Below are 12497 nucleotides of genomic sequence, written 5' to 3' on the forward strand. Positions count from 1 at the left end.
GCAAAAACAAGAGCTAAAGCAGATCAAGTGTTTGAACGTACAGATGAACTGTTTTAGCGATGAGTGTTTATGGCAATGAAGCAACTGGAAGACATGATGGCCGAAAGTGAGCAGCGCGTGGAAACAGTAAAAATTCCAAGTGAAGGTGCCACACTGACTGGCAAAGCCTATTGGCCCAAAGGGGATCCCAAGTCCTCTGTCATCATCCACGGCGCCACCGGCGTGCCGCAGCTGTTTTATGCCCGGTTCGCCCGGTGGGTTGCTGAGCAAGGCCACCTGTGCCTCACTTACGATTACCGGGATTTCGGCGCATCCAAGCAAACTCATCCGCGCAACTCCTCCGCCACCATGGCGGACTGGGGCCTGCTCGACCAACAAGCTGCATTTGATGCTCTGTTGAAGCTAGCGGACACACCGCAAAAGCATGTCATCGGCCACTCCCTCGGCGGTTTCATGCTGCCTTTCCATTCCAATCTGGATAAGGTCGACAAGGTCACCACTGTGGCCTGCGGGCAAGTCTACTGGCGCGATCACCACCTGCCGTACTTCTTCATGGTCATTCTGTTCTGGTACCTGTTGGGCCCAATCGCAACGCGCCTGAAAGGCTATTTGCCGGGCAAAGCTCTCGGCCTTGGGGCGGATGTGCCCGCCGGTGTTTACTGGCAATGGCGCAAGTGGTGTACATCGCCCACATTCTATTCCAGCGATATCGGCGGCGTTCTCCCTCAGATGAACCCAAACCCTTACAAGGGCCCGATCAAAATCATCGGCTTCACGGATGATGAAACGGCACCCAAAGCCTCCATCGACCGCATGGAGCCGCTCTACAAAGATGCGCAGATCATCCGCCAGACCCTGAATCCGGCAGATTTTGAGCTGAAGGAAGTTGGCCACCTGAAAGCCTTCACCAAACAGAACGAAGCGCTATGGCCGGAAATTCTGGAGGTTTCCTGAGGCCTTTCCGCCCGTTAACAGAGAGCAAATGAAAAACACCAGAGCTGAAGGCCACACCTAACCGGCCTTTAGCCCCTATCTGCTCTACTGGCGAAAAAGCGGGTAACGCCATGCTTCTTCGTCTGATCAAAGTTTTGATTGCCCTTTCTTTCGGCGCATTTGCCGCCATGGTCTGTTTCAATAACTATCAGGATGCCCCTGCAAATCTGGCATATATTGAAACCGTCATTTCCATGGTGGACACCTTCCCAACCAGCCCCAAGTTCCGCGCCGTCTTCCCGTTGGAAACGGCTCCCACATTCCTGATCATCATTCTGGCAATCGAAGGCTTTGTTGCCTTCCTTCTGATCCTCGGCAGCCTGCGCATGCTTGCCAACATCCATAAGCCAGCCGCCGCATTCAATCGCTCCAAATCCGTTGTTTCCTTTGGCTTTTGCGTCGCGATCCTGCTGTGGTTCGTGGTCTTTGTTGTTGGTGCAGGAGAGTGGTTTCTGGCTTGGCAATCGCCAATAGGCCGTGGGGCCATTGAGACTTCCTACAACATCAGCATCATCGCATTCCTTGGTCTCATCTTTGTAAATCAGAGGGACGAAGAGGCCGGTTAGGACCCGCTAAAATACCCCTCAGATTCACCCTATGAGATGTAACCTGAGACTATCCAGCTGAGGCAATTGAAGGACTGCTTTTACCTAGGAATTGTTCCACGTTTGAAACACAGAGCACTTGTGTTGACGGGGAGCAGACATGGATACCAGCTTCGGGAGGAATGTATTTTCAGGTCAACCAGCCGCTTCCAACCGGAAGCTGCACGGGTCTATTCCTGCTCGCTTTCTGGACAACGATTACCTGATTGGTCTCGGCCTTGCCCTTCAAAAGAAGAGGGGAGACGAGTACCTGACAGGCAGCGGCAACACCGTTCAACGTAAAATCGGCAACCAGCGGCAACGGGTCACTCTCCAGTACACCAACCGCTCGTTCTATTTCTCTTCCATCTGCGATGGCGTCATCCATGTGTTCGATTACCTGCCTCAGGATGAGCGCATGGCGCACTTCAATGAGTACGCCCACGTCGGCAAACGCTTCGCCACCATCAAGAAACCACAGATCTGCGAAGTGCATCGCATCATAGAGGAAACTAACGCCACAAACGCTATCGACCTGCTGCTGGCAGATTACCCCGGCAACCTCACGATGTTGCACCCGCTGAAAACCAATAAGTGGTTCAACAAGGACCGCATAGAATGGTACGCCCGTCAGGGAGGCCGCCACTACCGCATTGAAACCTCAAACACCGGCGCAGCCCTGCATCAATGGGCAGACAACCAAATCCTCTTGCGCCTCACACCAGAGCAGATCACCCTCCACTCACAAATCCGCTTGCACCGCAAAGATGAAGAGAACTAACTTTTCGCAGTCTCTGCTCGGCAGTAATCTGGTGATATTGATTAGAGAAAACTCCCGAGCACCTTCGGATGTTCCAAATGTGAGTGCGAAATTTTGCTGAATGATCTTTTTTATTTCGCCATTGTTGCGGTCATTGTCGTCATAGCTTTCAAAGCCTTTAAACACTCAGGAAGACGCGACCGCTCCAGTGCAGATGGCGGTTCTGGTTTCTTTGATGGAGATAGTGGCGACAGTGGTGGAGGTGATGGCGGCGGCGAGTAGAACCTTAGTAAGTAAGAGCTCCCCGTTATCGTGACCCTACACAATTGAAAGGTCTCCCTTGCACTACCTGCTTTGGCTCATTCCAATCGGTATCGTCGCTGCCGTGATTTACGATGTTCGCCGTGGACGAAGAACTCGTAAACCGTTGTCCTACCATTCTCCTCATCGCGAAGAGCCAAACAATCTGGGAGATGTTCATGGTGAGGAACTTTCCCGTCGACACGGCAACTATCAACGTCGGCAAGTATTGGAGCACAAAGAATGGCTTCGTGAGATGGAAAAGAAGCATCAGGAAATGGAAGATAAAGAATCAGGTCGCTCGCCAAAAGAAAAGTGGCAATAATCATGTAATCAGCATATCAGGCTTCCAAACTATGCTTGATTGAAGCCCAACTTACCCCAAATGGGGAGTGTTTAACGATAAACTGACTAGTAATTCTCAATTTCATGCTGCAATTTTATCGTCAAAAAATGTAGTAACCTGAGCTGCATGCTACGCAAAACCACTATTCAATTTTTGAGAGTGGTTATTATGACAATCAAATCGATCCTCTGTTTTTCTGTTGTGACACTGCTGGCACTGCCAGCCTCAGCAGGTGATTTTCTACAAGGCACTTATGTTGGGTTTACCGGTGGTTTAGTGCCAAATGCAAAGGAAGACGTGAGTGCTCCTGGGCTAAAGTCATCCTTTAAGAGAAAGCTTGGTTTTAACGCCAGCCTGAATGCAGGCAAACGCGTTCATGAGCACGTCAGAGTTCAAGCTGATATCGGTTATCTACGTTCTGGCCTTGATAAAATCGGCGGTGAGAAAGTTAAGAAGGGCAGCTTTTCTGCAGTCCATGTATCCGCATCAGTTTACTTTGACTACAGCCTCTCTGAAAGCTTTACACCGTTTGTTGGGATTGGGGCAGGCTTGGCGTCATTTGATTTGGGCAAAGTCACCTTTGATGATGCGCATTTTGGTTATCCGACGGAGAAGTTCGATGTTCAGGATAGCGTAACTCCGTTTTTAAAGCTGAATGCTGGGGCTGCTTACAAGTTAATGGATAATCTGTCAGTGGTCGGTGAATACAACTTCATGCAGTCAGCTGACTTTGAGTTTCGTCAAAAAAATGCACCTGCTGGAAACCCCGATATTACAACCAGTTTCCAAAGCCACATCGCTCAGGTTGGCTTGCGTTACAATTTCTGAGTTTAGCTTGGCGAACAAAAAAGGGAGCACCAAAGCTCCCTTTAAAACCTGCAATGAGTAACGGTCAAAGCCCTCAGGACTTCTTCACGAACTCGGTCAGAATAACAATGCGCTGATCGTTGACGCGGCCTTCAATGTGAGCAGCGTTATCTGGAACAAGGGTGATGTTGCGAACGGCTGTGCCGCGCTTGGCCGTAAAGCCTGCCCCTTTCACCTTAAGGTCTTTGATGAGCGTGACTGTATCACCTGCTGAAAGCACTGCACCATGTGTGTCCTTGTGCACGACAGCGTCTTCATCATCTGCTGCTTCCTGCCCGGATTGTGCCCATTCCAGCGTCTCTTCATCCAGATACAAAGTATCTAACAGGTCGCGGGCCCACGCCTCACCAGAAAGCTTATTCAACAGACGCCATGCAGTCACCTGAACAGCAGGCTCTGTGCTCCAGGCGCTTTCGTTCAGGCAGCGCCAATGGTTGACGTCCAGCTCAGCCGCGTTCTCCATCTGAGCAGCGCAGGTGCCGCAGACCAGAATGGATTTCTCCGCGCTGTCATTGCTTTCAGGGCCAACCGCAACAGCAGCAAGATCCTCTGTCGCACCGCAAAGCTCGCATTTGTTATCTGCGCGGCTGCGCAGGTCATTCTCAAGTGACATGGCTATTTGCCTTTAGATCTCATTCTTGACGAAAAAGGCGACCAGAGGCCGCCTTTGAATTCTTTGATTGGTAAGAGAGGGCTCACTCGATGGTGCTTTGCACCTTACCCTCGCGTGCCTTCGCCCTTGCAAACGACATTCAGTCGTTTGCTTTGCTTACGCAAATCGGTGCTCAGTCATCCATCTTCAGCGCTTGGATGAACGCTTCCTGAGGGATTTCTACCTTACCGAACTGGCGCATCTTCTTCTTACCCGCCTTCTGCTTATCCAGCAGCTTGCGTTTACGCGAAGCATCACCGCCATAACATTTCGCGGTCACGTCCTTACGCAGAGCAGAGAGAGTTTCACGCGCAATCACACGTCCACCAATCGCAGCCTGAATTGGGATTTTGAACATGTGGCGTGGGATCAGCTCTTTCAGAACCTCACACATAGCGCGACCACGACGTTCCGCCTGCGAACGGTGCACCAGCACGGACAGCGCGTCCACGGGCTCCTCGTTCACAAGAATAGACATCTTCACCAGATCACCCTCGCGATATTCGCTGATGGTGTAGTCGAAGCTGGCATAGCCCTTGGAGATGGACTTCAGGCGGTCATAAAAGTCGAAGACCACTTCGTTGAGCGGCAGGTCATAGGTGACCATAGCACGCGAACCAACGTAGGACAGATCAACCTGAATACCACGGCGATCCTGACACAGTTTCAGGATTGGGCCCAAATACTCGTCAGGGGTCATAATGTTCGCGCGGATCCAAGGCTCGCGGATCTCTTTGATTTTCACAACATCCGGCATGTCCGCCGGGTTGTGCATCTCAAACTGAGAGCCGTCCGTCATCTCCATCTCATAAACAACAGATGGTGCTGTCGCGATGAGTTCCAGATTGAACTCACGGGAGAGACGCTCCTGAATGATTTCAAGGTGCAGCAGACCAAGGAAGCCACAGCGGAAACCAAAACCAAGCGCAGCCGATGTTTCCATCTCATAAGAGAAAGACGCATCATTCAGGCGCAGCTTGCCCATGGCAGAGCGCAGATCTTCAAAGTCGTTTGCATCAACCGGGAAGAGGCCACAGAACACAACTGGCTGTGCTGGCTTAAAGCCCGGCAGCGCTTCGGTGCAGCCTTTCTTGTCATGGGTGATGGTGTCACCCACGCGAGTATCAGCAACTTCCTTAATGGAAGCCGTCAGAACGCCAATTTCGCCCGGTCCAAGACGGTCTGTTGCCACAAAGGCAGGGGTCATCACACCAACACGGTCAACCGGATAAACAGCGCCAGTACCCATCATCTTGATGGTGTCGCCCTTTTTCAGTTCACCGTCGATCACGCGGATAAGAACCATCACACCGAGGTAGGTGTCATACCAGCTGTCCACCAGCATGGCTTTCAGCGGGCCATCCGGGTTACCGACAGGGGCAGGAAGTTGTTTGACGATCGCTTCCAAAACATCAGGAATACCAAGCCCGGTCTTCGCTGAAATCATCACTGAGTCAGAAGTATCAAGGCCGATCACATCTTCGATCTGCTCTTTGATGCGGTCTGGCTCTGCAGCAGGCAGGTCAACCTTGTTGAGCACGGTCACGATGTCGTGGTCGTTGTCAATCGCCTGATAGACGTTCGCAAGCGTCTGCGCTTCCACACCTTGGGAGGCATCAACCACCAACAGGGAGCCTTCCACCGCAGCGAGGGAGCGAGAAACTTCATAGGCAAAGTCCACGTGACCTGGGGTGTCGATCAGGTTCAGCGTGTACTCTTCACCGTCCTCCGCCTTATAGATCAGGCGAACGGTTTGAGCCTTGATGGTAATGCCGCGTTCCTTCTCGATATCCATGGAATCGAGAACCTGCTCCGTCATCTCGCGCTCTGTGAGAGTGCCGGTAGACTGGATGAGGCGATCGGCCAGGGTGGACTTACCGTGGTCGATGTGCGCGACAATCGAGAAATTGCGAATATTGGACAAAGTTTTGGTCGTCATGGGCGCTCAATTACCACTGCTTTGCTCTATGGCAAAGCACATAATAAGCGCCCACGCGCTTTTTTGCTGTTTTCCAGCCAATAAAGTGAATAGCAATCCGCCAAATCTCAGATTTTTGCTGTAATCTGGCTAGAAATGATACTCAAACCCCAGCCCAAACAAATGCGCCGTCATGTCTGTCGAGGCCCTGCCAGAGCTGGAAATATTATCTGTCGTGCTAAGTGAAAAGTCGGCGGTCTGAAAGAACCCGTACTCGAGAGTAGCACCAAGCTTTGCATTGATCGCAATTGTCACACCGCCACGAGCTAATAATGCACCCACAACACCCTGATTGCCTTTGATGGTAAAGGGAGACCCATCAATCTGTCCCGTGATCTCCCCAATAACTGGAAAGGCCGGGCCAATACTGATTCCGGCAAATGGAATTACCTTCTTTGTGAGCGGGGAAAGCGGTGCAGAAAGCACAACACCAGCCAATACATAGGCCGCCGCTACCGACCCACTCCCATCTGTCACACCAGACAAGCTCGAGACGTTGTTACTTATGTAGCCTGTATCGAGTTGGAGTTTTACAAAGTCACCCGCAGTGACGCCGCCAAAAGCAGCCGCATTCCAACCGATGTTGTAGTCGATAAAGTTGGTTCGCCCAGTGCCGGGCGAGTAGAAGTCACCAGCCGGTGCATATGAGACAAATCCCTTTGCCCCCGCATACGGCTTGAGTGGAAACATGCCCATCGCAGCTTTTTCGGCAGCTTCTTTTGCGGCTGCTTGCGCAGCCTCAGCTAAATCCGCAGCATAGGAACGGGCAGAGAGTGCTCCTGTCGCCAATAACGCAGAAACTAACATGATTACAGTAGAGGAAAGCTTTCCCATTGCGCACTATCTCCTGAAGTCCTGACGGCAGATTCGCGCAAATAGACAAGTCTTACCAAATAATTAATGATGTAATTCACAGAACATGTAAAATATAGGTATGAATTACAATGATATAACTTGTTTTAGGTTTGTGTTGTTTGGAGTAATTATCAGTAGTCTTGCAATATAAAAGAAGGCGGCAACCTGCCGCCTCTGTCAACCATGAAAACTAGTGAGCTTCTTACTCAAACAGCCCGCTAAAAATCGTAGCGAAGGCCTAGGCCGATCATGTGAGTACTGAGATTAGTTTCCAGTGTGTTTTGAAAAGGAATACCACTCACAGTGGATTTCTGCTTCACATCGAAGTCTGCCGTCTGGAAATATGTGTAGTCGGCAAACAAGTGAGTGTTTTCATACATTTCGTAGGAAAGGCCACCTGTAAGCTTCCAGGCGAAAACATATTGGTCTTCAATTTCCATCTCGCGGGTTTGGTTAACTCCTGAGAGAATTTGCTTATCCATACCTGGTTTAGCTGCGCCTATCCCTCCACCTACGAATGCGGTTATTTGATCTGTTAATGGCAAATCTGCGAGAACACTAGCCATGATGTAACTGCTATGAACGTTGCCACCACCGGATCCGGAAATTGTCACAGTGTCACTACTCATCTTGTCAACGGTGTTCACGAGATAGCCTAGTTCTGCTTCAATACGAAGATACTCGTTCAAACGCTGGCCTATACTAGAACTCGCAGCCCATTCATTCTTAAAATCAAGATCATAGCTATCAGTTGGTACACCTCCCGTCGGATCAAAGGTGCTGCGAAGTGAAAACGCCTTCGCTCCTTTAAAGCTGATATACATACCGCCATCTTGGGCCTGCGCTGAAGTAACTCCAGCAATGGTCAAGCTGAGACTTGCAAGGAGGGTGGTAATACGCAAAACCTGTTTCACTTCAAATACTCCAGATGTGAAAGTGCAAGCAGGTAGAAAATTAAGGTCGATGAAAATGCAGCAGACGAAGTTATTTACTATTTGCTTAGAAATAGGCCTTGGTCAGTTGGTAATCACTTAGTAACCTTAAAATCAACCAATGAAATCTGATGTAATGATCGATATTTATGGTTAAATTTACGTAAAATAATCTAATGGTTAGTAATTTTCATTTATCCGGGTCGAGTGTGTTTTTGATCTGACTGGAAACACATCCTGCAATAAACTCAAGTATTTGATGGTTTCTTCGCCTTGTGATTAGCAATGAAGTATGACAGTGCTGAAGAAGAAACAACCGCATCATTCAAGCGCAGATTTGCATAGGGATGCGGGTTTATGACAATGCAAATCCAAAGCAGTTCATTCGAACAAAAAATATCTCAGCGAAGCTGTGTCATGAGGGGCTTACATGAAACTGCGTCAGGCAACCAAATCTGATCTTCCGACACTTCTGGAAATTCACAATGATGCCGTTAAGACACTAGCTGCGATTTGGACGGATACTTTAGAGACGCTGGAAGATCGAGTGAGTTGGTTCGAAAAGCGGATCGCAGGCGGGTTTCCGATCATTGTAGCTGAAGATGAGAACGGCGATGTACTTGGCTACGGCAGTTACGGATCTTTTCGTGAAAAATCTGGTTACGATAAGACGGTGGAGCATTCTGTCTACGTAACCCCGCAATCACGCGGTAACGGTGCTGGCTCCGTTTTGCTGGAAAAGCTGATCGAACTGGCAAAACAGGATGATCGCCATGTCCTTATTGGCGCAATCGACAGTGAAAACAAAGGCTCAATCCGCCTCCATGAACGCTATGGCTTCAGGATCACCGGAGAACTCCCACAAGTCGGCTTCAAATTCGGCCGCTGGCTGGATCTCACCCTGATGACGCTTATCTTAAACGATGATGAAGCACCAACAGCACTCGCGCATGAATAAGAAAAGGGAGCAACAACGCTCCCTTTTGCACAAAGCAACTTAAAGGCCTCAAGCTGATCTGGGGACTCAAGGCCAGGTAAAGTAGAAAGCGAGGTTCTTTGCTATTTGAACATAGTATGCATTGTGACCGGTCTTCTTATCGAAGGAACGTCCTTCTTCATCCATGAAGGTCAGATCTTCAAACAATTCATTTGCTTTGGAGTATTCGCCTACATGTGTAATTGAGGATGTCCCAAACACATATTCTCCATCAGGATTCAAATAAACGATGTAATTGGATTTTGTTTCGAAGCCATAGTCTGCCATATCTTCGATGTTGAGTGTACCATCCTTCATCGCTTGCAGCATCTCTTTAGCGATGGGGTCTCCAGTCTTAGCACTGGCATAGATACCCTTCATCAGCTCCTGGTAAACAGCCGAACTGTTTGGATTAGTCCATTCTTTTGAGATATCGAAGAATTTTTGGATTGCTGCAGCTTGTCGGCTGCGTTGTGCCAGATAAGAGTGCACTGCACCTTGCATTTTATCGGTATCGAGGCCGATTAGTACCTCAAATATTTTGCTGATCGCTTTTTTGGTCGGATCATTACTTTGCTCAGCTTCGCTCTTTGCATTTTGCCCTTGCTGGCGTAATTCATTGTCCTGACGTAGTTCATTGTCCGGCGTGAAGCGCACAACATCTTCAAGCAGACTTACAGCGACTTCATCTTGAGTCATAATTGGTGCAGGATCGTAATTACCAGCAAAATTGGTGAATGAAAAAGAAAGACGGACGCCGCTGACTTCCATAATAAAAACCTCTACAGAATATAAAAATTGCTATTGAGAACAGCAAATATGCTGTCCAGCAGACATCATATCTGTAGGTAGCAAGTTTAAGCTCTTACATGTGCTGGTTGATTAATAACTTTGTTGTTGTATGGAGTCAAATACTTGTTATTGATCTATTTTATTAGAAATTTAACTGTATTTTCTACGGTGTTTGTTTGGTCGCCTGTAAGGTTTGTTTGGCTGCCTGTAAGAATGAGCAAATTACTGCCCCAACCTCACTCCGTCCGCAACACAGTCATGCAGCTGTTTGGCAGATCTGCTACGGAAAGTGGTGGTTTCGGTTTGCGTGGCTTTGGTTTTTCGCCTGGTTTCGGCTTTTTGGGCACCCACGGCTCGTCGGAGAGCCAGTAGGTGAGCTCTTTGCCGCAGCCATCGCCAGCAGGTGGGATTGCTTGGTTCTTGCATCTCTTGCTGTCGGCAGGGCAGGCCATGCGGACGTGGAAGTGGTAGTGGTGACCCCACCAGGGGCGAACCTTACGCAGCCAGTCGCGGTCACCAGTCTCAAAGTCACACAGTGCTTTTTTGATGGTTGGGTTCACGAAGATACGGGCGACACCATCATCCTGCGCAGCGCGACGGATCAGCTTGGCGTGCGCATCGGTCCAGCGATTTGGATTCACCTTTCGGTCTGCTCCCGGCTTGCTGAGGTTGCCATTCAGCATGGAAATCGCGCTCTCAGTCTCACGCTGTTTGGTGCTGAAACGATAGTCTGGCATCTGGCGCAGCCAGATGTCTGCATCCAGCCCGATCTGGTGAGAAGCATGCCCCGTCAGCATCGGCCCGCCACGTGGCTGAGAAAGATCACCCACCAGCAACCCGTTCCATCCCAGTGAAGGAGCATCTGCAGCCAGTCGCTTTAGGAAATTGATGAGAACCGGATGCCCCCAGTTGCGATTGCGGGAAAGGCGCATGACTTGCCAGTTCTCGCCATCATAGGGAATGGCAATTGCGCCTGCCACACAGCCTCTTGCATAGCTGCCAAAGGAGAGCGGATGCGTTTTTGCAGGCGTCTTTTTGTGTCCGAAGTGATACTTGGCAGCGCCCGGAAACTCCGGCAACTCGCGCAATGCCTCTTTGTAATCTTCAACGGAAATCTGAGGCTTTGTGTCAGGCAGGGGCACAGCCTGCGCGCCAACAGCAAACAGGCTTGCGACGATGCTGCCTATGATTACGGCTGCAGTGCGCTGATAACCTTTCAACCCCAACATGATCCCTCCGATGTGATCACGCCTATAACGTGAATCACTTTAACTTATCATTCCGGAAGTTGTAGCAGGGGCAGAAGGATTGTGAAGCCTAAAAGCCGGGGCCGTCCTGCCTTTCTTCCATAATGTCTGCCAGTTTGTCCAACTCGGTATCGTGGGAAGAAAGCAGATCATCCGCAATGCGGTTCAGCTGAAGCACTTCACCCGGGCGCACGCTGTAAATGTCACTGCCAAAGTGCGGCAGGTCCGCGTTCAGGCGAATGTATTCCACGCCCGGCATATCCTTGAACAATACGTCCGCATACTGTCCGGTGGATGCTGTTTGGCCGTGCATATAGCTGGAAAGCAGCGGTGTACCTTCTTCCGGAGAAAGCCAACCGCTGGTGCCCCAGTTCACCGCTTGGGTGAAGCTATGCTTCTCTTCCACCGGATTGCCGGTGCCAAGGGAGAGGATGATGATGTCCTTTGGATTCCAGCCATGGCGCCGTGCTTCAGCATAGGCCGCGAGCACCGGATCGTTCAGGAAGCCAGCCGCATCTATCATGATCTCCTCATCGCCCGTTGTCAGGTTTTCAACCCGGGCAGGTTCAAACCAGGAAGGGGAGGAGGTTGTCGCGCGCACGGCCTGCCAGAAGTAGTAGTCATCCCGTCCAGTGGTGTTGTTGCTCATGGAAACAACACGGCGGTTCTTCAGATCATAGGCAGTGAGCAAGATAGCCGTCAGGCTACAGGAAAGGGCACTCCAACCGATATGCTGTTTGATTGCTTGCTCAATCGGGCGTTCCTGAATGCCTTTGTTGAACTGCCCAAACGCGCTGTAAAGGCGACGGGGCAGCCAATGGCGACGATTGTTGACGTAAAGCTCGCGAGCTTCAACTTCAAAAAACTCCTGCAAGTCACCCAGGCTCATTGCCGGTTGGCCGGGTTTGTCGCGGTCAGGATTTGGAGCTGTCAGACCAGCTGCAATCAGGCCTCCGCTGGAAGTGCCACAAATCAGGTCGAAGTATTTGCAAAGAGGCGCAGACTTGCCGCGCTCATACAATTTGGTTTCAAGCCCGCGAAGCAAGCGGATTGGAATAAGGCCGCGTGCTCCACCACCATCAATGGATAGAATAATGCGTTTTCTTCTTTTCATAGACAAACCCGATACAGTGATCTTGTGTTTTAATTTGCTCTTATACGTATCGAGTTTGTCCAAAAATGAGGTGAAGAGATGGCACCTCTCAGGGCAGAAAC

The 12497-nt window shown here is 50.1% G+C and carries 14 protein-coding genes; 7 read left to right on the top strand and 7 right to left on the bottom strand.

Annotation, left to right across the window (positions count from 1 at the left end; all coding sequences use genetic code 11):
- Positions 1-69 precede the first annotated feature (69 nt).
- From PSE_RS04785 to PSE_RS04805, 6 genes are all read left to right on the top strand, one after another.
- Positions 70-954, top strand: coding sequence for an alpha/beta fold hydrolase (locus PSE_RS04785; RefSeq protein ID WP_008553061.1), 885 nt, complete (start codon positions 70-72; stop codon positions 952-954).
- A gap of 110 nt (positions 955-1064) precedes the next feature.
- Positions 1065-1559: a DUF2165 domain-containing protein gene (locus PSE_RS04790; RefSeq protein ID WP_014283822.1), complete on the top strand. Its 495-nt coding sequence runs from the start codon at positions 1065-1067 to the stop codon at positions 1557-1559.
- A 139-nt stretch (positions 1560-1698) separates the two neighbouring features.
- Positions 1699-2358 carry a hypothetical protein gene (locus PSE_RS04795; RefSeq protein ID WP_014283823.1) on the top strand — a complete coding sequence of 220 codons (660 nt, stop codon included), beginning with the start codon at positions 1699-1701 and terminating at the stop codon, positions 2356-2358.
- Between the two features lie 93 nt (positions 2359-2451).
- Complete coding sequence (locus tag PSE_RS27285; RefSeq protein ID WP_014283824.1) at positions 2452-2619, top strand: hypothetical protein; 168 nt, start codon at positions 2452-2454, stop codon at positions 2617-2619.
- A 58-nt stretch (positions 2620-2677) separates the two neighbouring features.
- Positions 2678-2962, top strand: coding sequence for a hypothetical protein (locus PSE_RS04800; protein ID WP_014283825.1), 285 nt, complete (start codon positions 2678-2680; stop codon positions 2960-2962).
- 189 nt (positions 2963-3151) lie between these two features.
- Positions 3152-3811 (top strand): outer membrane protein, encoded by a 660-nt coding sequence (locus PSE_RS04805; RefSeq protein WP_041767990.1) that lies wholly within the window; start codon positions 3152-3154, stop codon positions 3809-3811.
- Positions 3812-3884: 73 nt separating this feature from the next.
- On the opposite strand, the gene PSE_RS04810 is transcribed toward PSE_RS04805, so the two are convergent.
- The 4 genes from PSE_RS04810 to PSE_RS26625 form a co-directional block, all read right to left on the bottom strand.
- Complete coding sequence (locus PSE_RS04810) at positions 3885-4463, bottom strand: alkylphosphonate utilization protein (protein ID WP_014283827.1); 579 nt, start codon at positions 4461-4463, stop codon at positions 3885-3887.
- A gap of 172 nt (positions 4464-4635) precedes the next feature.
- A complete protein-coding gene (gene lepA, locus PSE_RS04815) occupies positions 4636-6441 on the bottom strand; it encodes a translation elongation factor 4 (protein ID WP_014283828.1) in 1806 nt (601 codons plus the stop codon).
- Positions 6442-6570: 129 nt separating this feature from the next.
- Entirely contained in the window at positions 6571-7314 is a 744-nt protein-coding gene (locus tag PSE_RS04820) for a hypothetical protein (protein ID WP_014283829.1), read from the bottom strand.
- A gap of 239 nt (positions 7315-7553) precedes the next feature.
- On the bottom strand, positions 7554-8249 hold the full coding sequence (locus PSE_RS26625) for an outer membrane protein (RefSeq protein WP_014283830.1): 696 nt from the start codon (positions 8247-8249) through the stop codon (positions 7554-7556).
- 448 nt (positions 8250-8697) lie between these two features.
- Between PSE_RS26625 and PSE_RS04830 the strand changes: the two genes are divergently transcribed.
- Positions 8698-9225 carry a GNAT family N-acetyltransferase gene (locus PSE_RS04830; RefSeq protein ID WP_014283831.1) on the top strand — a complete coding sequence of 176 codons (528 nt, stop codon included), beginning with the start codon at positions 8698-8700 and terminating at the stop codon, positions 9223-9225.
- Positions 9226-9291: 66 nt separating this feature from the next.
- Here the strand turns inward: PSE_RS04830 and PSE_RS04835 are convergent, their stop codons facing one another.
- The 3 genes from PSE_RS04835 to PSE_RS04845 all read right to left on the bottom strand — a co-directional run bounded on the left by PSE_RS04835 (position 9292) and on the right by PSE_RS04845 (position 12396).
- Positions 9292-10014 carry a hypothetical protein gene (locus PSE_RS04835; protein WP_014283832.1) on the bottom strand — a complete coding sequence of 241 codons (723 nt, stop codon included), beginning with the start codon at positions 10012-10014 and terminating at the stop codon, positions 9292-9294.
- Between the two features lie 257 nt (positions 10015-10271).
- A complete protein-coding gene (mepA, locus tag PSE_RS04840) occupies positions 10272-11264 on the bottom strand; it encodes a penicillin-insensitive murein endopeptidase (protein ID WP_014283833.1) in 993 nt (330 codons plus the stop codon).
- Between the two features lie 88 nt (positions 11265-11352).
- The gene (locus tag PSE_RS04845; protein WP_008553026.1) at positions 11353-12396 is read right to left on the bottom strand and encodes a patatin-like phospholipase family protein; all 1044 of its coding nucleotides are present in this window, start codon (positions 12394-12396) and stop codon (positions 11353-11355) included.
- Positions 12397-12497 lie beyond the last annotated feature (101 nt).

The sequence above is a fragment of the Pseudovibrio sp. FO-BEG1 genome, from assembly GCF_000236645.1.
Lineage (GTDB): Bacteria > Pseudomonadota > Alphaproteobacteria > Rhizobiales > Stappiaceae > Pseudovibrio.